The sequence below is a fragment of the Rhodococcus sp. B10 genome, assembly GCF_011770055.1.
Lineage (GTDB): Bacteria > Actinomycetota > Actinomycetes > Mycobacteriales > Mycobacteriaceae > Rhodococcoides > Rhodococcoides kyotonensis_B.
On the sequence record NZ_JAAFYV010000011.1, the window covers coordinates 114,116 to 137,506 of the forward strand.

The window sequence follows — 23,391 nt, forward strand, 5'->3', positions numbered from 1 at the left end:
CTACTTTCGATCGGAGAACACGTGCACGTCCAGCCAACCCGGTCGAGATTCGCGTGTCCACGGTCAGAATCATCGTGATTCTTTCGAGGGGGAATGAAATGGCGACGCGCGACGCTGGACTCTCTGGAATAAATAGTTAGCAAGAGTACGGAGGCCGGAACGTGCCAAGGATCGACAGCTACATCGCGCTCGGAGATTCGTTCACCGAGGGCGTCGGAGACACCGACCCCGCCAGCCCGAACGGCGTCAAGGGCTGGGCAGATCGCGTCGCCGAGCAGTTGGCCGTCGGCAATCTAGAGTTCCGCTACGCGAACCTCGCCGTCCGCGGCAAGCTTCTGGACCAGGTGATCGAGGACCAGGTCGGCATCGCGATCGAGGCGGCCCCGGATCTCGTCACCATCTACGCGGGCGGAAACGACATGATGCGGCCGAAGGTCGATATCGACGGCATCGTCGCCCGCTACGACGCGGCCCTCGCCGATCTGAAGGCCACGGGAGCGCGCGTCGTTGCCTTCACCGCCTACGACGCCGGCTGGTCACCGATCTTCCGCATGCTCCGCGGTCGCACCGCGATCTACAACGAGCTGCTCCGCGGCGTCGCCGAACGCCGTGGCGTCGAGCTCGTCGACTACTGGCGTTTCGACGGCTACGACGACCCACGTATGTGGGACTGGGACCGACTGCACATGTCGACCCTCGGTCACACACGGATGGCAGCGGAAGTACTCGACTTCCTGGGCGTCCCCCACTCGATCGAGGTCGACGCCCTCGATCCCCTGCCTCCTCTCGCGGCCGCCGAGAGGCGTCGGGAGAACACGGAGTGGGTCAGGTCGTTCGCAGGACCGTGGGTGTCGAGACGATTGCGCGGCACGTCGTCGGGTGACGGTGTGGCGCCGAAACATTCGTCGTTGCAGTCGCTGTAGCTACTCGCCGTCCGGCGGTGGGGTCGCCGCAGGCGGTTCGGCGGGCGCGGGCCGATTCGCCGGGGTCTCCTCGGACGGCGAATCGGCAGGCGCCTCCGGCTCCGGCTCAGGCTCGGCTGAGACGCACCTGACTATCGGGATCGGGTCGTACTTGACCGTCCGCGTGTTGCGCGAGATCTCGTTGCCCGACGCCACATCCGTGATCACCCTGGTGTCGCTTGCCGTGAATCCCGGTCCACCGCTCGACGGTACGCACGCGCTGCCCGCGGGCAACGTGATCGTGTTCGGGCTCGTCGGGTTGGTGCGCGGTCCGGTGATCGACTCGACGTCGACCGTCTTGGTGCCCCAAAGGCGCACCGTGACATTGGAACTCGTACCGAACGACTCGATCAGCACACCAGTCTTGGTCGGGTTGGTGAACTTCAGGTCGATCGCGCCCTCGAACACCGTCGCCTCACGCGCTTCCGGGTAGCGGCTGATGTAGTAGCTGTGTTCGGTGTGCCCGGCGTCTTCCATGCCACCGAAGTACGACGCGTTGTACAGCGTCGTCGCGAACTGACTGATGCCGCCGCCGACGGCACGATCGGGTCGGCCGTTGTCGATGATGCCGGACTCGACGAATCCCTGCGCCGACCCACGGGGCCCGGTGTACTCGTTGAGCGAGAACGTTTCTCCCGGCTTCACGAGAGCGCCGTTGACGATGTCGGCGGTCAGACGAATGTTGACACCTGACGCGTACTCGAACCCGCCTGTCGTGAACTCGCCGATGACCTCGTTGATTCCGAGCGCCTGCGCGCCTTCCGTCGTCAACGCGGGTTGCGCCTGGTCGTAGACGGCCTCGGTCGACCGCGAGTCGGAGGATCCGAGCAGAGTCGGCAACTGCTCCAACGTCTTCGGCCACTGGACGAGTTCGCCGACGACACCGGGCACCACCGTCGGCGCACCGCCTCCGAGCGCGAACGACGCATCCTTGGGCTGGGTTTCCGTCGACGCCAACTGCGGGGCGAGAATCGCGGTGGCGGCCTGCGCGTCGTATCTCTCTGCGAGAGCACCGTTTCCGTCCGGCTCGAACGAGACGACGCTCGCGATGGCGTCCGGCGCGAGGACGGCGGTGGCATTGCCTCGACCGGTGAACACGACCGGCGCGGAGACGGCCGGCGTCGCGACATCTCGGAGAACGCGGTCGACCTCGTCCTGGTGCACCGTCACATCCACCGTCTCGACCGGAAGCTCGACAGTGCCGAAAGCCCAGTTCGATTCGATCTCGTCGCGCGCCGCCGTCACGTCGACGGACTGACCCGGTGCAGGTGTCACCGCGACGGGCGTGGAGCCCTCGAAGACGACGTCGCCTTCGATCGGCTGCCGATCCGTCTGTGCGCGAATCGATTCCACGGCCGCGTCGAGCGCGGGTTCGTCGACCGTCGACTGCACACCGATCTCGCGGTCGGTGAAGAACGACGCCAGACGCGTGAAGGGGTTGATCGGCTGTGACCCGGCCCGATCGAGCGTCGACGCCCAGTCGACGTCGAGACCTGCTGCAGCAGGGACCAATTCGAGATCTTGGTCGCCGGCGACCACACGCACCGGCTGGTCGACGCGTGCGCCGAGCTCGGACTGCAGACGCGCCTCGGCGTCGTCGTGACTCAGACCGCCGACCGAGATACCGGCCACCGTGACGCCCCGGGGCACCGAGCCGTTCGTCGACAGCATGTCGGCCGTGTAGAACACCCCGAGAATCGCGATGGCGGCTCCCGCGACGACCGCGATCTTCACTCGCTTCGACGGACCGTCGGTCTCGGACTGCTGGGCCGGAGCTTTGGGCGAGGCCGGCGCGGATGTTTCGGGCTCGGGTGTTGTGGGCTCGAGTTTTTCGGTCTGGGTGGTTTCGGTCTGCGTGGTTTCGGGCCCCGGTGTTTCCGGCTGCTGCGCGTCGGACTGCGGCACTGCCGGCTGAGCTACCGTGGGCGCGGCCGAGTCGACGTCGTCCGGTGCTGCGGCGTCGGAGGGCGCGAGCGCCGAATATGCCTCGGTCGGCGGGTCGACGGGCGCCTCGTGCTGACCGGCTACGGGCTTTTCGGGAGCGGTCTCGGGGGCCGGTTCGTTCGGATCGATCGCGCGAAGGACCTCGGTGGGCGCGTCGTACGGGGGGACGTCGGGTGCGGCATCCTGGCCGGCGGAAGTACCTTCGTCGGGATCCGGCTGGTCTCCATGCCTGTCCCTACCGTCTCCACCGACGCTCACGTTCTCGGCCCTCCCGAACCCCCAGCAATCCAATCGACATCCGCCACGAAGCTTACGCGGGCGCAACCGAACCTTCGCTTCGGAGGATTGGGTCGACAATACGAAGGTGGCCCCGCACCGCTGCCGGGTCGGGGGTCAGGCAGCAGTGCGGAGCCACTCCCAGTATCGCCGGTCTTTGTGATGCGTTACAACGGACGTCGGACTGTCTCTCGAGATTCATTCGTTCGAATGAGTAACTGTCCAGATCTCTGCGCTGAGCCTGCCGACATTCGCATCATGTGTTTGCTGAAAGTTGCGGCCGCCACGGGCGAAGGTGCGCACAGTGGCCGCCGGAACGCGATGTTCAGGCACAGCCACCCAACGGCACGGCCGCACATTCACCAAATCCATGTCCGAGGCCGAGGCGTCGTACCGCCAGGGCCCGTCGATCTGCCCGAGGAAATAGCCTCCGTCAGCGGAGCGAGTCCAGACGAACGACAGGTCGGGAACAGCGGCGAACCGCTCCAGCCGACGCGCCGTGCGCTCGTCGTACAGCCGATCCGTCCGCGCGACCGCGTCGGCGAAATCGACGGGAACCGCATCCAATCGACCACCGACTCCGACCACGCCCAGCTCGAGTGCACGATCGACGGCACCCCGCATCGGGGCGCGATAGACGTACCTGTCGGCGTCCGATCTCACGGTCGGCAGATCCATAAACCCCTCGTTTGACGGATCTGCCGACCGGATCGCTCCGCCGGCTCCACTCCTGCCGACCGTCGACCCCGTGTAGGTGCGCTGACTCAGCGCTCGATGATGGCGGTCACACCCTGACCACCGGCTGCGCAGATCGAGATCAGGCCACGGCCCGACCCCTTCTCGGCGAGCATCTTGGCCAGCGATGCGACGATGCGACCACCGGTCGCGGCGAACGGGTGGCCCGCCGCGAGCGAGGATCCGTTGACATTGAGCTTGCTGCGGTCGATCGACCCGAGCGCCGAATCGAGGCCCAAGCGCTCCTTGCAGTACTCGTCGCTCTCGAACGCCTGCAACGTGGCGAGCACGACCGACGCGAACGCTTCATGGATCTCGTAGTAGTCGAAGTCCTGCAGCGTCAGACCGTTACGAGCGAGCAGACGCGGAATAGCGTAGGTCGGCGCCATCAACAGGCCGTCCTTGAACGAGCTGTTGCCGTGGATGTAATCGACGGCTGCGGTCTCGGAATCGACGAGGTGCGCGAGCACGGGCAGGTTCCGCTCGGCCGCCCACTCGTCGGTCGACAGCAACGCGGCCGACGCACCATCGGTGAGAGGCGTCGAGTTACCGGCCGTCATGGTGGCGTCGCCGAGCTTGTTTCCGAACACGGGCTTGAGCGTCGACAGTTTCTCGACGGTCGATCCGGGGCGCAGGTTGTCGTCGCGGGTGAGGCCTAGGAAAGGCGTCACCAAGTCGTCGAAGAAACCGCGGTCGTACGCGGCGGCCATGTTCTTGTGGCTGGCGGCGGCGAGTTCGTCCTGGTCCTCGCGTCGAACACCGAATTCTTTGGCGGTGATCGCGGCGTGCTCACCCATGGACAGGCCGGTCCGCGGCTCGCCGTTGCGCGGAATCTCGATGCCGAGCATCGACGGGCGGACGTTGCCGAGCAGCTTGATGCGATCGGTCGTCGACTTCGCGCGGTTGAGCGACAGCAGAAATTCGCGGAGCTCGTCGTTGACGCCGATCGGCGCGTCCGACGTGGTGTCGACGCCGCCGCCGATGCCCGCATCGATGCGGCCCGAGGCAATGGCGTCGCCGACCGCGATGACCGACTGCAGACCGGTGCCGCACGCCTGCTGCAGGTCGTAGGCCGGGGTGTACGGGCTCAGAGCGCTTCCGAGAACGGACTCACGAGTGAGGTTGAAGTCGCGACTGTGCTTCAGCACCGCGCCTGCGACGACGAGTCCGAGACGCTCCCCTTGCAGGCCGAATCGGCTGACGAGCCCATCGAGCGTGGCGGTGAGCATATCCTGGTTCGAGGCCTGTGCGTACTTCTTGTCCGAGCGCGCGAACGGGATGCGGTTGCCACCGACAATTGCGACCGGTCGTAGCTGCTTGCTTGTCACTGCGTCTCCCAACATCGCTGAAATAGCCCTGGTGGAGTTTCATCTTACTGACGAGTAAGTTGGTTGTCGACACCCGGTCGAGCGCTTCGCGGCGCCGAATGAAAGGTAGGACATGGCAGCCACCAAGGGAGCCCCAGACCTTTACTCCACGTTCCTGGCGTCCGCGCCGGGCGCGTTCATCGCCAAGCAGGCAGGACTGCCGCAGCCCGAGAAGCTGCGGCGCTACAAGGCAGGCGAACCGCCGCTGGCAGGACCCGTACTGATCGGCGGAAACGGCCGACTCGTGGAACCGCTGCGCACCCTGCTGTCCGACTACCCCCAGGCCCAGCCGCACGACGAGAAGTACGGCGCACTCGTGTTCGACGCCACCGGCATCGGTCAGGTCTCCGAACTCGAGCAGCTGTTCCAGTTCTTCCAGCCGGTCATCCGCAATCTCGCGCCGTCGGCGCGCGTCGTCGTCATCGGTACGACGCCCGAGGAGACAGCCAGCGTCGACGAGCACATCGCGCAGCGCGCCCTCGAAGGCTTCACCCGAAGCGTCGGCAAAGAGGTCAAGAGGGGTGCAACGGCGCAGCTCGTCTACATCTCCCCGAAGGCGTCGACCGGACTGTCCGGACTCGAATCGACGCTACGGTTCCTGCTGTCGGCCAAGTCGGCGTTCGTCGACGGCCAGGTCATCGCCGTCGGCGATCAGGACTCCGAAGCTCCCGCATCGTGGGACAAGCCGCTCGCAGGCAAGGTCGCCGTCGTGACCGGCGCTGCCCGCGGCATCGGCGCAACGATTGCCGAAGTACTCGCACGCGACGGCGCCACCGTCGTCGCCGCAGACATCCCGGCTGCAGGTGAAGCGCTGTCCGAGACCGCCAACAAGGTCGGCGGCACGTCGCTCGCGCTGGACGTCACTGCGGACGACGCGGGCGAGGTGCTGTCGAAGCACCTGCTCGAGCGTCACGGCGGCGCCGACATCATCGTCCACAACGCAGGCATCACCCGCGACAAGACACTCGCCAACATGGACGAGAGTCGCTGGAACTCCGTCATCGGCGTCAATCTGCTTGCGCCACAACGCATCACCGACCACCTGGTCAAGACCGGGGCGCTGAAGGAAGGCGGCCGCGTCGTCGACGTCTCCTCTATTGCAGGTATCGCGGGCAACCGCGGCCAGACCAACTACGGAACGTCGAAGGCGGGTGTCATCGGCCTCGTGCACGCGTCGGCGCCGGTGCTCGCGCAGAAGAACATCACCATCAACGCCGTCGCCCCCGGCTTCATCGAAACCGCGATGACGGCCGCCATTCCGTTCGCGACGCGCGAAGCAGGCCGACGCATGAGCTCGCTGCTGCAGGGCGGCCAGACCGTCGACGTCGCAGAAACGGTGGCGTACTTCGCCTCTCCCGCGTCCAACGCCGTCACCGGACAGATCGTCCGCGTCTGCGGCCAGAGCCTCCTCGGCGCATGAGCGTCGTCAAGCTCGACGAGCAGCCGAAGACGTCCGACATCTACGCATCGGCGGCACTGGGTGCTCTGCCGTTCCTCGGATCGAAGTCGAACTCGGTGCCCGACACCGTCTTCGAACTGAACGGCCTGCGCGTCGATCCGGACAATCTCGCCGGGTACTGCCGTGCGACGGGTCTGCGATTCGGCGACACCCTGCCGATCACCTACCCGTTCACGCTGGTCTTCCCGACGGTCATGAAACTGATGGTGTCCAAGGCGTTTCCGTTCGCGGCCATCGGATCGGTGCACGCCGAGAACGTCATCGAACAGTTTCGCGACATCTCGTCGTCGGAGCCGCTGGACGTGCGCGTGCACGCCGAGAACCTGCGCGAACACCGCAAGGGCTTGTTGGTCGATCTCGTCAGCGAAGTCAGCGTCGGGCGCGAACTGGTCTGGAAGCAGACCTCCAGCTTCCTCAGCCTGCAGAAGACCTCGCTGTCGGGTGGTCCACGTGAAGCACCGCCCGCCGACGAAGTGCCACCGCCGCCGACCCGCACCCTGCGAGTCGACCAGAAGACGATCAGCAAGTACGCGTCGATCTCCGGCGATCGGAACCCGATCCACGTGTCGACGTTGGGGGCCAAGGCTTTCGGCTTTCCGCGCACCATCGCGCACGGAATGTGGAGTGCCGCAGCGGTACTGGGCGTCGTCGAGGGTCGCGTGCCCTCGCGCGTCACGTACAACGTCCGCTTCGGCAAGCCGATCATCCTGCCCGCGACGGTCAACCTCTATGCCGAACCCGTCGAGTCCGGCTGGGATCTGTCCCTCAAGCACCCGAAAAAGGGTTACCCGCACCTGACCGCCACATTGAGGTAGGTGCCCGGCCCGAGTGCGGTGGTTTGGTCCGGTGGTCTGGGTCCCCGGAGTTCTGGGTCCCCGCAGTGACCGAATGTCACATTCGGTCACTTCGGGGCGGGGCCACCGGAGCGAGGGCGCCCCTCGGTCACTCAGAGTGACCGGAAAGCCACATTCGGTCCGAACCCCGGGCGCAAGTCCGAACCCCCGGGGCGAGACCGAACCCCCGGCCGGGCCCATCAAAGCCCACTACCCCAGGTGCGCAGTTTTCTTACCCGCCAGACCACGCCAGGCGAGGTTTTCGAGCAGGTCCGCGGCCGCGTCGACCTCGATTTCGCCACCGGCGACGCGGTCCGCGACGGCTTCACCCGCCCCGACGAGGGCGACGGCCATGAGGCCGAAATTCTGGCCCGGCTCCGGGTCCTTCGTGCTCATCTCGAGCAGTCCGGCGGTCAGTTCGATGAGCCGATCACGACTGCTCTGCACCTGCGACGCGAAGGCCGACTGTCCGATGGCCTGCCGGTACAGCACCATCCAGGACTTTCGGTGTTCGCCGACGAAGCCGAGGAAGCCGAGGAGTGCGCGTCGTAGCTGCTCGCGCGGAGTGAGCGTCGGGTCGGCGGCAGGGGTGAGTGCCTCGACGAACTTGACGCCCTCCCGGTTGATGCACGCGGCGAACAGTTCGTCCTTGGATCCGTAGTACAGGTACAGCATCGGCTTGGAAATCGACGCCTTCTTGGCGATCGCATCCATCGAGGTCTCGTGAAAACCGTTGTCGGAGAACACATCGACCGCCGCGTCGAGCATCTGCTGCTCCCGGACGGCACGGGGCAATCGCTTGGAGCCGCCAGCCATGTGTCCTCCCAAACAACGTCGAACACATAACCTTACTCCACGGTAAGGAGGCCTACGTCACTACGAGCGTTCGAAGAGCCCGTGAAATCTAGCAGGCACCCTTGAACTGGGCCACAGTGGCAGCCGACCGATCGACCTGCGCGGCAGGCAGACGCCCCGTCGCGACGGCTTCCTCGAGGTTGTCGAGCACTGCGGGCACGTCGTCGGTCGTCAGCCACAACGCCACGTCGGCGCCCGCGACCAAGGCGGACTCGACGGCTGCGACGATGCCCAGCCGATCCGTGATCGCGGCCATGCCGCTGAGGTCGTCGGTGAAGATCGGCCCGGTGAACGGTGCAGCGCCGTATCCGACGCCGTCGCGCAGCAACTTCATCGCGGCGGGGCTGATGCTGGCCGGGTATCCGGGATCGGTCAGACCGGGAACGTCGAGGTGCCCGACCATGATTCCGACACCTGTCTGGGAGAGAGCCTGATAGGGAAGCAGATCGGACTGACGCAGCTGTTCGAGCGGAGGCGTCGTCACAGCACCGGTGTGCGAATCGCCGGAGCCGGAGCCGTGGCCGGGAAAGTGCTTGATGACGGGCTGAACTCCCGCGTCGCGCAATCCCTGGGCGTACGCCCCGGCGTAGGCGATGACCTCCTGCGGATCCTCGGAGTACGAACGGTCACCGATGACCGAATCGTCGGGCTGGCCACTGACGTCGACGACGGGAGCGAAATCGACGGTGATGCCGAGCTCCTTCAGCTCGGTGCCGCGTTCGAGGGCCATCTGATACGTCTGATCCGGCGTCATCGTCCGGGCTGTTTCGCGCGCCGACGGATCGGGACCCAACAGATCTTCGACGCGTGAGACCCTGCCGCCCTCTTCGTCGATCGTCACCATCGGGGGAACCGCGGCCGCCGCGTCGATCTCGGGTACTTGGCCGTAGGCGAGCGTCGACGAATCGGTCCAACTGCCGATGAAGATTCCGCCGACCTGCTCACGGGACATGATGTCGACGGCGTCGGCAGTTCCGGTGACGCCGACCGTCAACAGCTGCGCGAGACGCTGGCGTTCGGTGAGGGTTCCGACGAACGTCGCACACGCGTCGACCGGCGGCGGAACGACTTCGCTTGTCGTACCGGTCGGTTCGGCGACGGGGACGGGCGAGGACGTGGCAATCGGCGCCGACTCGGAGCTCTGACTACTGCATCCGGTGACGACACCGACCCCGAGCACCACGGCGAGAACGGGCACGGGCGAACGGAACTTCCTCATGACATTCGACCGTAGCGGAGCGGACCGTACCCACGCGATCCCGCGTCCGAACGAGATAACCTTGGACAAAAGCGACATCAGAAGGGAAATTCGATGCCTTCGGACCTGATCCTCATCGCCTACGACGGCTCCGACAACGCCAAACGCGCCATCGAGTACGCAGGCCGCTTTCTGACGACGCGGCGGGCTGTCGTCGTCACCGCATGGGAGCCGATGGTGCGCCAAGCCGCGCGCATGTCGGGACTCTCGGGCGTCATGCAGCCCGAATGGGTTCCCGACGACCAGGCCGAGGACGTCGCGCTGACCGACGCGAAGGTGACCAACAACGAAGGCGTCGCACTCGCAGAACGAGCGGGTCTGGAAGTCGAGGGCAGCTGCGCCGAATGCACGACGGCGATCTGGAGCGCCATCGTCGAGAAGGCCGACGACGTCGACGCCGACATCATCGTCACCGGCACTCGCGGCACGACGGGGCTCCGTTCGTTGCTCCAGAGTTCCGTCGCCGATCATGTGCTGCGCCACAGTCATCGACCGGTGTTGATCGTCCCTCCGGGCAAGTAACGCAGGTTCGCGGTCGCCTGAACCGCGCGTGCACCCGGGCGTCCACGCGTTCGGGTGATACCGTGAGCCGCGCGCGATCGTTTGTCCCCGGCGCCTGTCGACGAAAGTGGAGAACCGAGATGAAGTTCGCTGTCCCGGGAGTTGTTGCTGCGGTGGTCGGCGCGGTGCTGGGCGCCGGTGTCGTGTTCGGAGTGACTGCGGCGGCGTCGGACAACACCCGTCCCGACATCGATCGTTCCGGAAATGCCGACTCCTCGCTGCTGAACCAGGTTGAGTACGGCAGCCGCTGACGCTCCTGCTTCGATCTCTTCCGAACCACTCGGTCGACGGTGGCTGCTCGGCGTCTCCGCCCTCGCGTTCCTTCTCACCTTTCTCCAGGTTCCCGGCTTCACCGTTGCGGACACCAAATACGACCTGACCCAGAACCCGCTGGGCTTCCTCGCGCGCGCTGCGCATCAATGGACGTCGCAGGCGCCGCTCGGTCAGGTTCAGAATCAGGCGTACGGCTACTTCTTTCCGCACGGAGCGTTCTTCGCGCTCGGTGATGTTCTGTCGATTCCGCCGTGGGTCACACAGCGCATCTGGTGGGCACTGCTGCTGATCGCGGGTTTCTGGGGAATCGTTCGACTTGCCGAGGCGATCGGTGTCGGAAGCCGCAGCTCGCGCATCGTCGCGGCGTTCGCATTCGTTCTGTCGCCGCGCGTGATCACGACTCTGGCGTCGATCTCGTCGGAGACGATGCCGATGATGCTCGCGCCGTGGGTGCTTGTTCCGATCGTGTGGGCGTTCCGTCCGGGTTCCGACAGGTCGCCTGCACTCCGCAAGCTCGCCGCGCAGTCGGCCGTCGCCGTCGCGCTCATGGGTGCCGTCAATGCCGTTGCGACGGCGGCCGCGTGCCTCGTCGGCGTCGTCTGGGTACTGTGCCACCGACCGAACAGTCGCTGGATCCGGTTCTGCGCGTGGTGGGCAGGCTTCCTCGTCTTCGCGACACTGTGGTGGATCGTCCCGCTGCTGCTACTGGGCAGCGTCAGCCCGCCGTTCCTCGACTACATCGAATCATCCGGCACCACGACGCAATGGGCGTCGCTCGCCGAAATTCTGCGCGGCACGAGCAGTTGGACGCCGTTCGTCTCCCCCGAGCGCGTGGCCGGCGCAGTGCTGGTCACTCAGCCGGCGGCCGTCGTCGCGACGGGTGTCGTCGCAGCGGCAGGCGTCATCGGCCTCGCGATGCGGTCCATGCCTGCCCGGGGACGCCTCACCGTTCTGCTGTTCGTCGGTATCGTCGGACTGACCGCGGGCTACGTCGGTGACCTGAGCTCGCCGATCGCGGACTCCGTCCGACTCTTCCTCGACACGGCAGGCGCTCCCCTGCGCAACGTGCACAAGCTCGAGCCGGTCGTTCGAATCCCGTTGGTACTCGGGCTCGCTCACCTCCTGGCACGTGTTCCGCTGCCCGGCTCCGCGCCGTTCCGGACGTGGACCACAGCGATCGCACACCCCGAACGCGACAAGATGGTCGCCGTCGCCGGGCTCGTCCTCGTCGCTCTGACGTTCTCGACGTCACTCGCCTGGACCGGCAAGCTCGCCCCTCGCGGTGCCTATCAATCCATTCCGCAGTACTGGCACGATGCGGCCGACTGGCTCACCGAGAACGCGTCGGGAACGAGTCCCGACGGCTCCGACGCCGACCGCGCCCTCGTCGTCCCCGGCGCACCCTTCGCCCTGCAGACGTGGGGCCTGACCCGCGACGAACCGCTTCAAGCATTGGCGACGACGCCCTGGGCCGTGCGTGATTCGGTGCCGCTCACCCCTCCCGGCGCGATTCGCGCGCTCGACTCCGTCCAACGCCTCATCGCCGACGGTTCCCCGTCGGCAGGTCTCGCGGACACGCTGCGCGGCCAGGGAATTCGCTACGTCGTCGTGCGGAACGATCTGGAACCGGAGACCTCTCGTTCCACCCGTCCCGTGCAGGTGCATGCGGCACTCGACGGATCCCCAGGACTGACGCGCGTCGCCGAGTTCGGTGACGAGATCGCCCCCGGCACGGTGGAGGGCGTCACCGTCGACGGCGATCTACGGCCCCCGTACCCGGCAATCGAGATCTACGAAGTCGAGTCGACGGCAGGGGTGTCCGGCCCCTACGCCGTCGACCTGGATCGCGTGCCGTTCGTGCAGGGCGGCCCGGAATCGGTGCAGCGCTTGAACACTCGTCGCAACTCCGGCGCTCCGGACCCGGTCCCTGCCGGTCCCGTCATCCTCGCATCCGACGCGGCCGCCGCGGGCATGGACGTCGACACGGTCACCGTGACGGACACCCCGATGAATCGGGAAACGGATTTCGGGCAGGTCGACGACCACAGTTCCGCGCTGCGTTCGATCGACGAACCGCGACGGTCGCTCAACGAAGTGCCCGACTATCCGGTCGACGGCGCCGACACGGTGAACGCGGAATGGGAGGGCGCGACCATCACCGCGTCGAGCTCCGCCTCGGATTCGACGCAGATCGGTGGCACGAAGCCCGGCAGTGGCGTCGCGGCAGTCGTCGACGGCGACCTCGCGACGGCCTGGGTGTCCAACGGCATCGAAAGCGCTGTGGGACAGTGGCTTCAGGTCGACTTCGACACTCCGATACGCGGTGGACTGCTCCATCTGCGCACGAGTCCCGGCACCATCGGCGACCCCGTGAAGTGGCTCGAAATCACCACACCGAACGGCAGCACCGCGGCCCGCGTCGACAGGCCGGGTGACCCGTTGACGGTGTCGCTTCCCGGTGGCTCCACGCCCTGGGTGCGAATCACTGCGAAATCGACAGTCGACGGCACCCGAGGAAGCCAGTTCGGCATCAGCGAGCTGTCCGTCGACGACTACTCCGATCGCGATGCGCCGCAACAGGTGTCGATCGTTCACCGTGCGGTACTCCCTCCCGTGACCGACGGTGCGCGCGTGAAGGAGTGGGACCTCGGCCAGGAATTCCCCGGTCGCCCTGGATGCCTCGACACCGCCGATCGCATCCGCTGCAGCAGCGGCCTGTCGCAGCAACCCGAGGAACTGGGCAGGTTCTCGCGAACGTTGTCGGTTCCCATCGGAACTGCGGTGTTGCCGGAACTGACGCTGCGCACTCGACAGAGCCCCGAGCTGGAAGCGCTTCTGTCTCAACCCGATCGGCCTACGACGAGTGGCGCGTCGGACGTCGGCGATCTGCACGGCTCGGCGTTCGCGGCCACCGACGGCGACGACCGCACGTCGTGGACGGCACCGCAGAAGAGCGTCGAGAAGCGAGCGGGAACTCAACCGACCCTGACGATAGATCTGCCCGAGCCGACCCTCGTCGACGGTCTCACCCTGACGCCGAGCGTCGGCACCCTACCCGCGCACCCGACGCGCGTGGCCGTGAATCTCGGTGCCGGACCGCAGGTTCGGGACGTGGACACGGACGGGACCACGACCGTCGACCTCCAGCCACGGGTGACCGACCGTATCGTGCTGTCGATCGTCGACTGGGACGACGTGTTGGACCGGAACTCACTCGGCTTCATCGTCCCGCAGCCGCCGGGTCTCGCCGAGGTGACGGTCCTGTCCGGTGGACAGGAAGTCGGCACAGCTGCCGATGGGTTCGCTGCAGGCTCCGCTCCGGCGAATACGAACGGGGTCGCTCCTGCGGGCTCTGCTCCCGCGAACGAGGACCGCGAGATCACCGTCGGATGCGACGTCGGACCGATCGTGTCGATTGCCGGGCAGACCACCCGCGCGTCGGTGACCGCGACGGCAGAACAATTCCGTTCCGGTGCACCGCTGCAGGCGACGATGTGCGAGGGTGTGTTCCCGGTCCCGAACGACAGGCTCAACCCGACCCCGCTGCCGGAAGGTCGACAGGACGTCGTCGTCGATCCGGGTGCGGCGTTCGTCGTCGACGGAATGCGCCTGCGCACCATGCCCGTTCCTGCATCTGCAACCGATCGTTCCGCAGGCTCCACTGCTGCCGAGACCACGCAGGCGAACACCCCCCGCCAGGTGGCGACGTCGGCGTGGGAAGAGAACCACCGTGAGATCCAGCTGAGCGACTCGACGACCGATCAGCTCCTCGTCGTCCCCGAGAGCAGCAACATCGGTTGGCGCGCAACGACTCCCGACGGCACCGTACTCGAACCCGTCGTCGTGAACGGGTGGCAGCAGGGCTGGACCGTTCCCGCAGGAGTCACTGCGGTGACGCTCGATTACCCGTCGGACACGTGGTACCGCCTCGGCATCTTCGGCGGCCTGTTGCTGCTGATCCCGTTGACGTTCTTCGCTTTCCTTCGGAGCCGAGAGACCGACGCACCCGCCCCGGCGCCCTGGCGCAGTCCGATACTCGCCTGGACGTTCCTACTCGTCGCAGCAGCGGTCGTCGCGGGTATCGCCGGGGTCGTCACGACGGCGGCTGTCGGTGCACTCGGCTGGTGGCTGGGCCGACGCTACGGACCGGACATCGCCGCGACGACGCTCGTCGCCACTGCAGGCGTCGGCACCCTGCTCTCGATGGGTCTGCTGTCCAAGGGGCCGTGGCGCGACGCGGACGGCTACGTCGGGCATTCGTATCTCGTGCAGTTCTCCGCACTCGTCGGCATCGCGGCTTTGGCGGTGAGTGCGCTTCGCACCCGTGCGTGAAAAGTTGCTCCATGGACCGACTTACCGCGCACGGGTGCGCAGCGCCCGCCTCGCCGGCTCCTCGATCAAGGCGTAGCTCGCCGCGGCGACCGGAATCGACAGGCCGACGGTCACGACCAACACCAACAGGAAATGGCCGGAGAACGGGATGAGACCGAACACCGGGAAGACCATCGCCAGCACGACGAGATGCCAGATGAAGATGCCGTAGGACCAACGGCCGAGCGCGAGCGTCACCGGATGTTCCAGCACGCGGTGCTTCCGACCTTCGTCGGCAAGGACGAGCGGCGACAACATCGCGAACGCGAGGATCGCGCCCAGCGTCACCTTGACCGCGAACTGCCACGGCTCGGGACGCACCAATCCTTCCGGCCCGGCGAGAGGCGTCGCCGACAGGGCGAACGCCACCACCGCGATGGACGCGGCAAACACCCTGTGCCCCATGACGCGATGCATCCACGTCCTGGAACTCGTCGAATACTCGGCCAGCAGCATGCCCGCCGCGAACCAGGCGAAGTAGCCGGGTAGCCAGTTGTCGTGGTGGATGGCGTCGGGCGTCGACACCGGGATGAACGCCCAACTCAGACTCGCGAGAGCGACGACGAACAGCACCGGCCGTCGGAATCGTGCTCGATCACCACGCAGTCCGAGCATCGACACGGCGATGAGCGGCAGCACCAGGTAGAACGCCACCTCGACCGACAGACTCCACATCTGAGTCATGCCCTCGGTGAGCGTCAACGGCACGAACACCTGTGTCAGAGACAGATTCGCCGCCCACACCCGCCAACTGCTTCCCGTGTTCGGCAGGAACAACAGCACCAGCGTCACGACGACCCAGTACGCGGGCAGAATGCGGACCGCCCTCGACCAGAAGTACCGCAGGATGGGTTGGGCCTGGCCGAGGCCCCGTGCGTGAGCCGCATGCGGCCGCCACAGCAGAAAGCCCGACAGCGCGAAGAACAACGCGACGGCGAGATCGAATCGTCCCCAGATGCGGCCCAGGACGGCCGAGTTCGCGGCACCGGTCTGGAACGCGACGTGCGTGACGATGATCCCGATGGACGCGAAGGCGCGCATCCCCTCCAGCGAGGGGATGAAACCGCGCAACGGAACGACTTCGCGCGGAACGGAGACAGTCGGTGTACTCATCGTCGACCAGTCAAGCACTTACGTTCGTGAAAGTTGACCATGATCGGGCGTGCCCGCGACTGCGACGCGTGATCACTGTTACTGTCACCTGCGACGTGGCGATACCAATCGGACACTCCAGGTCGGGGACGCGGGCGTTACCCGAGCTGACGGGGGTGGAAGCAGCGGCACGCCGGGAAATAAGACTAAGGAGACTGTCACATGGCGGAGCGCTCAGGGCCGAGCCGGATTGTTGCCCTCGTTCTCGTTGGCCTGGGTGCATTCCTCGTGATCGCCGCGATTCTGATACCGACCTACACGGTGTCGCGCCTCGAGAAGACGCCACTGGACCTCGAGGTCACGACGGTGTCGACCGGAACGGGCAGCGTGCTCAACGCCGCATCGCTCACCGCGGGTCGCGCACAGGTCGACCAGAACGTTCCGCTCGTGTCGCAGCGTTTCGTCACCGTCGAGGAGCCGTCGGGCGCAACGGACATGACGCTGCAGGCCGGACAGACGTTGCGCCGCAGTGACAAGCAGGGCGACACCGGCCTGCTGACCGCGACCGTCGACCGCGTCACCGTCGACCGCGTCAGCTCGATGCCCGTCGACGATCCGATCGGCAGCATCCAGGTGCAGGGTGACAAGCCCGCCGAGGAAGTGCAGCACACGGGCCTTCAGTACAAGTTCCCGTTCAACGCCGAGCAGAAGAGCTACCCGTTCTTCGACATCAACGCTCGCGCGTCGAAGGACATCGATTTCGTCGAAGAGACCGAGATCAACGGCACCAAGGTCTACAAGTACCAGCAGGACGTCGGACCGGTCGATCTGTCGACGGTCGTCAACACCCCGACCAACAAGGTCACGCTGCCTGCCGCGACGTGGGGCGTCGAGGGCGGCGAGGCTCCGGTCACGATGACGCGCTGGTACGAGAACACGCGCACGGTGTGGGTCGAGCCGGAGACCGGCGTCATCGTCAAGGGCGAAGAGCAGGTCCACCAGTACTACTCGCGCACCGCGGGCCAGCCCGAGGTCGACGTCCTGAACGCCCCGATCGCGTTCGACGAGAACACCGTCGAGTACCAGATCCAGCAAGCCAAGGACGGTCAGGACAAGCTGTCGCTGTTCGGCCGCACGCTCCCGATCATCGCGGGCATTCTCGGAGTCATCTCACTGATCGCAGGCATCCTGCTCGGCCTGCGCGGCGGCCGTGGCCCGCGTCAGCCTGCACGCACCGGCGGACCGCAGCGCACCGACGACGGCGGCTACGCCCCGCGCACCGAGCCCGTCGGCCGCGACTGGACGACGGACCGGACCGAGGAAATCCCCCGTACGAATCTGTCGAAGGAGTAGGCGACTTCGTCACCCGTGAGTGGGAATGTATAGCCCGCTATACATTCCCACTCACGGGCGCGACGCGCCTACCGCGACCGCGCTCATCACCGCCGCACACACCGCGGCGACGGACGCCGCGACGGTGACGAACTGGACCACCGTCGACGCCACCGTCACCAGAAGCACCACCTCGACGACGAGGCCGACCCAGGCGACGGCCGCGAGGCGAGTTCTGTTGCCCGCGATGGCCCACAGCAATCCGCTCTGCAACACCGCGAGGCACGCTCCCTGCAGCGCGAAGATCCACACGTACCCCTTGACCGGCGCATAGGCGTCGCCGACGAGGAGCGGCAACAGAGGCGACGCGACGGCACACCCCACGACGAGCACGGCCCCGATTCCGGCGACGACCGCAAGCGCGGATCGAAGCGCCGACGCGGACTGCTTCGGGTTCGCCATTCTCGGATACAGCACGACGCCGACGGCTTGAGGCAGCCAGAACGCGGCCTTCGTCGCGACCGCACCGAGCGCGTAGAGACCGGCTTGGTCGTCGTCGAGCAACGCCTTCACGAGCACGAGATCGACCGAGGACAGCAGGATCAACGCCAGTTGCACCTGAGATGCGGCGAGCACCTCGACGACGCTGAGCCGGGATGTCGACGGCCCAGTCGTCGTTCGAGTCGCAAGCCGAGCGCCGACGGCCACGATCGACGTTCCGACCGCACTGGCCGCCAGGACGATGCCCGGCCCACCTCCGAACGCCAGTACGACGACCGCGGGCACGACCTTGCCGAGACCCGCGGCAGCCAACACGATGCTCAACGTCCCGAAACGCGCAGAACCTTGCAGCAACCCCTGTTCCGTCGCCAACACGACCAGCACGGGCGCGACGACCAACGCCGACACCGTCGCCAGCACGCCCGTCTGCAGCGCCCAGGCGACGACCGGCGACGCGACCAATGCCAGGACCGCGACGACGGCAGCGGACCGATATCCGAGCGACCGCAGCTCACCGCTGTTTTGCCCCCGCACGACGTCACGCGCGACGACGGACTGCAGCGCGAGCGCAGGCACCGCGAGGACCAACTGCGCGGCGAGCAGACTCGCGAACTCGGCGTAGCCGGCGAGGCCGAGGAAACGGCTGGCAGGCAGGTGAAGCAGGTACGACGCGGCGTTGGCCGCCATCGACCCGGCCGTGACCATCGACATCCCGGCGACCGCCGAGGTGCTGACGGTGCGGGACGGCATGGGGACACGGTATAGGGTCCCGTGAGTGGCGTGGACGCAGCGCGGCCGGACGGCCGCACCGGCAGCGTTCAGCCTGATCCTCGCGCTCGCCGTCGTCGGGCCCCTTCTCGGCCCGGGCTACCTGCTGATGCGCGACGCGGTCAGCACCCCTCGCTCATACCTGACCGACGCCGCTCTCGGCACGACCGACGCCGCCGCCCGAGCGGTGCCGCAGGACGCGTTCGTGGCGACGCTGTCGACCGTCGTCGACGGCGGGATCGTCGTCAAGACCGTGCTGCTGCTCGCGCTGTGGCTGGCCGGGTGGGGTGCAGCGCAGATGGTGCGGGCGCTGCTTCCCGTCGCGTCGACGCCCGCGCTGCTGACGGCGTCGACCGTCGCCATCTGGAACCCGTACGTGGCCGAGCGCCTACTGCAGGGGCATTGGTCGCTGCTGGTCGGCTACGCCGCAGTGCCGTGGACTGTCTGTGCCGCCCTGACCCTTCGCCGACGCGGCCGCTGGGCCTCGCTGGCAGCCTGTCTCGCCGCTGCGGGTCTGACGCCGACGGGTGCGTTGCTCGCGGCGTCGGTCGCGATCGTGCTCGCGGTGACCCCGGGCGGCGTGCATCGCGCCCGCCGAACCGTCGTGACGCTCGTGCTGGCCGTCGCGGCTTCGCTGCCGTGGCTCGTCGCGACCGTCGTGTCCGGAGGCGGAACCGAGGGCAGCGACCCGGCCGGAGTCGCAGCATTCGCGGCCCGCGCCGAACCGGGCCTCGGCACGATCGGCAGTCTCGCCGGACTCGGCGGCATCTGGAACTCCGACGCCGTCCCGCAGACTCGCACGTCCGTGTTCGCGCTGTTCGGAACGATGTTGCTGCTAGCAGTCGTCGCGCTGGGTCTCGCACCGCTGTGGCGGCGTCGACGCAACCCGTACGTGCTCGCGCTGGGTGTCGTTGCGGCTGTCGCAGTTCTGGGCCCCACGCTGGGCGCGACCGGCCCAGGCCTGCGCGTCGGCGCATGGGCTGTCTCGAACGTCCCCGGCGCGGGACTGCTGCGCGACGCCCAGAAGTGGGTCGGGTTGGCGATGCCGTTCTACGCACTCGCGGCCGCGGCCGGAGTCGTCTGGGTCGGTGTGCGACTGCGCAATCGATGGCTGCCTGCGGCCGCCGCGATGCTGGCCGTCGTCGTCGCGCTGCCCGACCTGGTGTGGGGCGTCGCCGGGCAGGTCGAGCCGGTTCGCTATCCGTCGTCGTGGACCGCCGTCGCCGAACGACTCGAGAACGAAGCGGGCGATGTAGCCGTCCTCCCCGCGGGCATGTTCCGTATCTTCCCGTACAGCGGCGACGCTCCCGTGCTGGATCCGGCGCCGCGCATGCTGCCGCTCGACGTGCTGCAGACCGGCGAACTGATCGTCGCGGGCGGCACGGTCCGCGGTGAAGGATCACGCGCGGAGGACGTCGAGTCCGTGCTGATGGCCGGCGGCGACGTCGAACGACTGCGAGAACTCGGTGTCGCGTGGGTGTTGGTGGAACGTACGACGCCCGGACAGCTCGGCGACTCGCAGCGCACGCTGGACCAGCTCGAGAACGTCTACTCGGACGACGAATTGGCGTTGTACCGCGTTCCGGACGCATGGGAGAGAGCTCGATCGTCGGCCAACTGGTTGGTCGGCGCGGCACATCTGGTGTGGATCGCGCTGCTCGTCGGCGGGGTGAGCGTCGCGGTCTACAGACGCAAGACCTGAGCCGGCCCGGGCGACACCAGCCCGGACACGTGCGCACCCGTCGTCGACGCCTCGAGAACGTTGTGCACGCCGTGCGCGCATTGCTCCCACGAGAACTCCCGCGCGCGGACGCGTGCCTTCTCACCGAGATCGGCACGCAGGTCGGCGTCGAGCAGAAGATCGGCCACGGCATCGGTCAACGCAGGAACGTCACGCTCGGCCTCGTCGGAGCCGACGAGCAAACCCGTCACGCCGTCGATGATGGAGTCCGTGAGGCCCTTCGAGCTGCGGTATCCCACCGTCGGAACACCGTGCTGAGCCGCTTCGACGACGGCGAGACCCCACCCCTCCTTGCGCGACGGCATCACATGCACCCACGACTGCCCGAGGAGTTCGTGTTTGCGAGCCTCGTCGACGTGGCCGTGGAAGGTGACTGCGTCGTCGATGCCGAGTTCGGTGGCGCGCTGCCGCAGGTTGTCTTCCCACCAACCGCCGCCGATGACGTCGAGATGTAGGTCCGGAACACGCGGCCGCAGGGCGGCGACGGCGGCGAGCGCGTCCTCGATCTGCTTGTGCGGCACCAGACGCGACAGCACGGACAGCGACGGATGAGCGGATCGAACGTCCTCGGGGGCCTCGGGCGGAAGCGCGTCGACGCCGTTGCGAACGACGGCGATGCGGTCACGATCGACCCCGAGGGCAACCAGCTCGTCGGCCGACGGCAGCGACACCGTCAAATATTGATTGCGTCGATGCACCCGCGGCGACACGACACTCTCGAGCCACCAGCCGAGCTTGGCCATCAGCGGACCCGCTACCGGCCACTGCTCGCGATGGCAGTGATGCACCAGCAACGTCACCGGGGCGGCCGCGGCGAGGCGCGAGAAGAAGGGAATGCCGTTCTGGGTGTCGACGACGGCGTCGGGCCGGATTCCGCGCAGAGGCCCGAACCCGAGCCGACCAGCGACGATGGCAGCCAGAGCCCGCGGGTACACGCTGAGACGACCACCCCCGCGACTGATGCGGATGCCGTCGACCATCTCCTCGGCGGGAGCCCCCGGGTACGACGCCGTCCGCAGCGTCACTCGAACTCCGCCTCGCGCCAGACCCGCGCCTACCTGCTCGAGGTAGCGCTCGCTGCCCCCACCTTGCGGGTGGCCGGTATCTCGCCAGCAGAGCAGCAGCACCTCTTGCACAGCTTCCCCCATTACGGCCACGAAACACGAACTCGAAACACCCTAGCGGTTCGTCCGGCCCAGCGAAGCTCGACGCGTCAGCTTCACATACTCTTTCTGCTCGTGTCGTACTTCAGGAGCCGCAGGTCCGGGGTCACCCGTTACTTCGCGAAACGCGCGACACTGCGTCGATCGGTGAGCCTGCTGAAGGACTTCGGCCACGAACAGACCGCCCCCGACATCTTCTACGGCGCACTCGCCCGCGACTCCGTCGAGCTGATCGGTGACCTCTACCGCGGCCTGACCGGTGACGAGCTGCGCGACCGCGTCGTCGTGGATGTCGGTGGTGGTCCCGGCTACTTCGCCCAGGTGTTCCTCGACAGCGGCGCCCGGTACCTCCCGGTCGAACCGGACCCCTCCGAGATGCACGCCGCAGGACTGCAGGTGCACGGCAGCGTGCGCGGTTCCGGGATGGCACTGCCGTTCCGCGACGACAGCGTCGACATCTGTTTCTCGTCGAACGTCGCCGAACACGTGCGTGAACCGTGGACGATGGCCGAGGAGATGCTCCGCGTCACCAAACCCGGTGGCCTGATGGTGCTGTCGTACACGCTCTGGCTCAGCCCGTTCGGCGGTCACGAGACCCGGCCGTGGCACTACGTCGGCGGTCGATACGCCGCCGAACGCTACCGCCGAAAGCACGGCCGCGACCCGAAGAACCTCTTCGGAGAATCCCTGTTCGACATCGGTGCCGCCGACGGATTGCGTTGGGCGCGAAGCACTTCCAACGGTGATCTACTCGCGGCATTCCCTCGCTACCATCCGCGGTGGGCCTGGTGGCTCATCGACATCCCGTTCGTTCGGGAGCTACTCGCGAGCAATCTCGTCGTGGTCCTGCGGGCTTCCTAGAACCGAGCGCGGGCACCGGTACCGTGGAACGATGACTGCGCTGGCATTGGACATCGGAGGAACGAAGATGACCGCGGCGGTCGTCGCCGAGGACGGGCGCCCCGGCGAAGCACTGGAAGTTCCGACGCCCCGGACGGACGTCTGGAAGGCCTGTTCCGAGCTGCTCGACGCGGTAGCCGTCGGCAGCGACATCGACCGCGTCGGAATCGCGTGTTCCGGGCCTGTCGACACCGTCGCCGGATCCGTCGCACCGATCAACATCCCGGAATGGAAGGACGGCTTCGGCCTCGGCGAAGCGGTAGAAAAGCAGTTTCCCGACGCGTCGGTGACGGTCGCCATGGACGGCGGATGCGCCGCGCTCGGCGAGCACAAGTTCGGCGCTGCGCAAGGCGTCGACGACGTGTTGAGCATCGTCGTGTCCACCGGGATCGGCGGCGGCCTTGTTCTCGGCGGTGAGATCGTGCACGGACGCAGCGGAAATGCGGGCCACATCGGCCACATCGTCGTCCCCGGTTCGACGACGCCGTGCACGTGCGGCGGCCTCGGCTGCGTCGAAACGGTGTCCAGCGGGCCGTCCGCGGTGCGCTGGGCTCAGGAACAGGGATGGGAAGGCTCGACGGGCGCCGAGCTGGCCAGGTCCGCGGGGGACGGTGACGTCGTCGCGATCACGACGCTGCAGCGCGCGGGCGTCGCCTTGGGGCAGGCCATCGCGTCGGCGGTGGCGCTGGTGGACGTGAACCTCGTCGTCATCGGGGGCGGATTCGCGCAGGCCGGGCCACCGCTGTGGGATCCGATCAAGGAGTCGGCGGCACTGCACGCGCGACTGCGCTTCCTCGACGACCTCGCCATCGTGCCCGCGAAACTCGGCGGGGCCGGGACGCTGACGGGCGCGGCGGTTCTGGCGGCTGCGCCACCCGTGATGCTCCTATGAGTGTCAACTGCTGATTTTCTGTGTGAGTAGCTGGAACATTTCGCGGGCGACGGCTCGTTTGAGGCAGCGGATGATGTCGCGTTTGCTTTTGCCTTGGGCGAGTCGTTT

The 23,391-nt window shown here is 67.1% G+C and carries 18 protein-coding genes; 10 read left to right on the forward strand and 8 right to left on the reverse strand.

What is annotated here, in order from left to right; genetic code table 11:
- Positions 1 to 161: 161 nt before the first annotated feature.
- On the forward strand, positions 162 to 923 hold the full coding sequence (locus RhoFasB10_RS09895; RefSeq protein ID WP_068422695.1) for an SGNH/GDSL hydrolase family protein: 762 nt from the start codon (positions 162 to 164) through the stop codon (positions 921 to 923).
- Here the strand turns inward: RhoFasB10_RS09895 and RhoFasB10_RS09900 are convergent, their stop codons facing one another.
- From RhoFasB10_RS09900 to RhoFasB10_RS09910, 3 genes are all read right to left on the reverse strand, one after another.
- Positions 924 to 3,164 (reverse strand): VanW family protein, encoded by a 2,241-nt coding sequence (locus tag RhoFasB10_RS09900; RefSeq protein ID WP_167676232.1) that lies wholly within the window; start codon positions 3,162 to 3,164, stop codon positions 924 to 926.
- 216 nt (positions 3,165 to 3,380) lie between these two features.
- Positions 3,381 to 3,860 (reverse strand): GAF domain-containing protein, encoded by a 480-nt coding sequence (locus RhoFasB10_RS09905; RefSeq protein WP_240931007.1) that lies wholly within the window; start codon positions 3,858 to 3,860, stop codon positions 3,381 to 3,383.
- An 86-nt stretch (positions 3,861 to 3,946) separates the two neighbouring features.
- Positions 3,947 to 5,260, reverse strand: a complete 1,314-nt coding sequence (locus RhoFasB10_RS09910; RefSeq protein ID WP_068422686.1) for an acetyl-CoA C-acetyltransferase — start codon at positions 5,258 to 5,260, stop codon at positions 3,947 to 3,949.
- A 97-nt stretch (positions 5,261 to 5,357) separates the two neighbouring features.
- On the opposite strand from RhoFasB10_RS09910, the gene RhoFasB10_RS09915 reads away from it, so the two are divergent.
- Together RhoFasB10_RS09915 and RhoFasB10_RS09920 are read left to right on the forward strand one after the other, a co-directional pair.
- Complete coding sequence (locus RhoFasB10_RS09915; RefSeq protein ID WP_167676234.1) at positions 5,358 to 6,704, forward strand: 3-oxoacyl-ACP reductase; 1,347 nt, start codon at positions 5,358 to 5,360, stop codon at positions 6,702 to 6,704.
- Positions 6,701 to 7,558: a MaoC/PaaZ C-terminal domain-containing protein gene (locus tag RhoFasB10_RS09920; RefSeq protein ID WP_167676236.1), complete on the forward strand. Its 858-nt coding sequence runs from the start codon at positions 6,701 to 6,703 to the stop codon at positions 7,556 to 7,558. The genes RhoFasB10_RS09915 and RhoFasB10_RS09920 overlap by 4 nt, the downstream gene beginning before the upstream one ends.
- A gap of 228 nt (positions 7,559 to 7,786) precedes the next feature.
- Here RhoFasB10_RS09920 and RhoFasB10_RS09925 read toward each other — a convergent pair whose 3' ends face one another.
- The gene (locus RhoFasB10_RS09925; RefSeq protein WP_068422675.1) at positions 7,787 to 8,392 is read right to left on the reverse strand and encodes a TetR/AcrR family transcriptional regulator; all 606 of its coding nucleotides are present in this window, start codon (positions 8,390 to 8,392) and stop codon (positions 7,787 to 7,789) included.
- 88 nt (positions 8,393 to 8,480) lie between these two features.
- Positions 8,481 to 9,650 (reverse strand): glycoside hydrolase family 3 N-terminal domain-containing protein, encoded by a 1,170-nt coding sequence (locus RhoFasB10_RS09930; protein ID WP_068422982.1) that lies wholly within the window; start codon positions 9,648 to 9,650, stop codon positions 8,481 to 8,483.
- 93 nt (positions 9,651 to 9,743) lie between these two features.
- Between RhoFasB10_RS09930 and RhoFasB10_RS09935 the strand changes: the two genes are divergently transcribed.
- The 3 genes from RhoFasB10_RS09935 (at position 9,744) to RhoFasB10_RS09945 (ending at position 14,855) form a co-directional block, all read left to right on the forward strand.
- Complete coding sequence (locus tag RhoFasB10_RS09935; RefSeq protein WP_068422672.1) at positions 9,744 to 10,211, forward strand: universal stress protein; 468 nt, start codon at positions 9,744 to 9,746, stop codon at positions 10,209 to 10,211.
- A 119-nt stretch (positions 10,212 to 10,330) separates the two neighbouring features.
- On the forward strand, positions 10,331 to 10,501 hold the full coding sequence (locus RhoFasB10_RS09940; protein ID WP_084423591.1) for a DUF2613 domain-containing protein: 171 nt from the start codon (positions 10,331 to 10,333) through the stop codon (positions 10,499 to 10,501).
- Complete coding sequence (locus tag RhoFasB10_RS09945) at positions 10,482 to 14,855, forward strand: alpha-(1->3)-arabinofuranosyltransferase (RefSeq protein ID WP_167676237.1); 4,374 nt, start codon at positions 10,482 to 10,484, stop codon at positions 14,853 to 14,855. The genes RhoFasB10_RS09940 and RhoFasB10_RS09945 overlap by 20 nt, the downstream gene beginning before the upstream one ends.
- Before the next feature lie 21 nt (positions 14,856 to 14,876).
- Here RhoFasB10_RS09945 and RhoFasB10_RS09950 read toward each other — a convergent pair whose 3' ends face one another.
- Positions 14,877 to 16,007, reverse strand: a complete 1,131-nt coding sequence (locus tag RhoFasB10_RS09950) for an acyltransferase (RefSeq protein ID WP_068420382.1) — start codon at positions 16,005 to 16,007, stop codon at positions 14,877 to 14,879.
- 201 nt (positions 16,008 to 16,208) lie between these two features.
- Between RhoFasB10_RS09950 and RhoFasB10_RS09955 the strand changes: the two genes are divergently transcribed.
- The gene (locus RhoFasB10_RS09955; protein WP_068420383.1) at positions 16,209 to 17,339 is read left to right on the forward strand and encodes a DUF3068 domain-containing protein; all 1,131 of its coding nucleotides are present in this window, start codon (positions 16,209 to 16,211) and stop codon (positions 17,337 to 17,339) included.
- Between the two features lie 51 nt (positions 17,340 to 17,390).
- On the opposite strand, the gene RhoFasB10_RS09960 is transcribed toward RhoFasB10_RS09955, so the two are convergent.
- Positions 17,391 to 18,569: a polysaccharide biosynthesis protein gene (locus RhoFasB10_RS09960; RefSeq protein ID WP_167676239.1), complete on the reverse strand. Its 1,179-nt coding sequence runs from the start codon at positions 18,567 to 18,569 to the stop codon at positions 17,391 to 17,393.
- Positions 18,570 to 18,594: 25 nt separating this feature from the next.
- Between RhoFasB10_RS09960 and RhoFasB10_RS09965 the strand changes: the two genes are divergently transcribed.
- Positions 18,595 to 20,289, forward strand: coding sequence for a hypothetical protein (locus RhoFasB10_RS09965; RefSeq protein WP_167676241.1), 1,695 nt, complete (start codon positions 18,595 to 18,597; stop codon positions 20,287 to 20,289).
- Here the strand turns inward: RhoFasB10_RS09965 and RhoFasB10_RS09970 are convergent.
- Positions 20,271 to 21,464: a glycosyltransferase family 4 protein gene (locus tag RhoFasB10_RS09970; protein ID WP_167676253.1), complete on the reverse strand. Its 1,194-nt coding sequence runs from the start codon at positions 21,462 to 21,464 to the stop codon at positions 20,271 to 20,273. The two genes, RhoFasB10_RS09965 and RhoFasB10_RS09970, sit on opposite strands and share 19 nt — an antisense overlap.
- Positions 21,465 to 21,566: 102 nt before the next feature.
- Between RhoFasB10_RS09970 and RhoFasB10_RS09975 the strand changes: the two genes are divergently transcribed.
- Together RhoFasB10_RS09975 and RhoFasB10_RS09980 are read left to right on the forward strand one after the other, a co-directional pair.
- Positions 21,567 to 22,352, forward strand: a complete 786-nt coding sequence (locus RhoFasB10_RS09975) for a class I SAM-dependent methyltransferase (RefSeq protein WP_114332056.1) — start codon at positions 21,567 to 21,569, stop codon at positions 22,350 to 22,352.
- Positions 22,353 to 22,383: 31 nt separating this feature from the next.
- Positions 22,384 to 23,283: an ROK family protein gene (locus tag RhoFasB10_RS09980; RefSeq protein WP_068420390.1), complete on the forward strand. Its 900-nt coding sequence runs from the start codon at positions 22,384 to 22,386 to the stop codon at positions 23,281 to 23,283.
- The last annotated feature ends 108 nt before the right edge of the window (positions 23,284 to 23,391 follow it).

Coding starts and splice junctions, on each gene's coding strand:
- RhoFasB10_RS09905 (WP_240931007.1), bottom strand. CDS start 3,860: ATGGATCTGCCGACCGTGAGATCGGACGCCGACAGGTACGTCTATCGC.
- RhoFasB10_RS09910 (WP_068422686.1), bottom strand. CDS start 5,260: ATGTTGGGAGACGCAGTGACAAGCAAGCAGCTACGACCGGTCGCAATT.
- RhoFasB10_RS09915 (WP_167676234.1), top strand. CDS start 5,358: ATGGCAGCCACCAAGGGAGCCCCAGACCTTTACTCCACGTTCCTGGCG.
- RhoFasB10_RS09920 (WP_167676236.1), top strand. CDS start 6,701: ATGAGCGTCGTCAAGCTCGACGAGCAGCCGAAGACGTCCGACATCTAC.
- RhoFasB10_RS09925 (WP_068422675.1), bottom strand. CDS start 8,392: ATGGCTGGCGGCTCCAAGCGATTGCCCCGTGCCGTCCGGGAGCAGCAG.
- RhoFasB10_RS09930 (WP_068422982.1), bottom strand. CDS start 9,650: ATGAGGAAGTTCCGTTCGCCCGTGCCCGTTCTCGCCGTGGTGCTCGGG.
- RhoFasB10_RS09935 (WP_068422672.1), top strand. CDS start 9,744: ATGCCTTCGGACCTGATCCTCATCGCCTACGACGGCTCCGACAACGCC.
- RhoFasB10_RS09940 (WP_084423591.1), top strand. CDS start 10,331: ATGAAGTTCGCTGTCCCGGGAGTTGTTGCTGCGGTGGTCGGCGCGGTG.
- RhoFasB10_RS09950 (WP_068420382.1), bottom strand. CDS start 16,007: ATGAGTACACCGACTGTCTCCGTTCCGCGCGAAGTCGTTCCGTTGCGC.
- RhoFasB10_RS09955 (WP_068420383.1), top strand. CDS start 16,209: ATGGCGGAGCGCTCAGGGCCGAGCCGGATTGTTGCCCTCGTTCTCGTT.
- RhoFasB10_RS09960 (WP_167676239.1), bottom strand. CDS start 18,569: ATGCCGTCCCGCACCGTCAGCACCTCGGCGGTCGCCGGGATGTCGATG.
- RhoFasB10_RS09980 (WP_068420390.1), top strand. CDS start 22,384: ATGACTGCGCTGGCATTGGACATCGGAGGAACGAAGATGACCGCGGCG.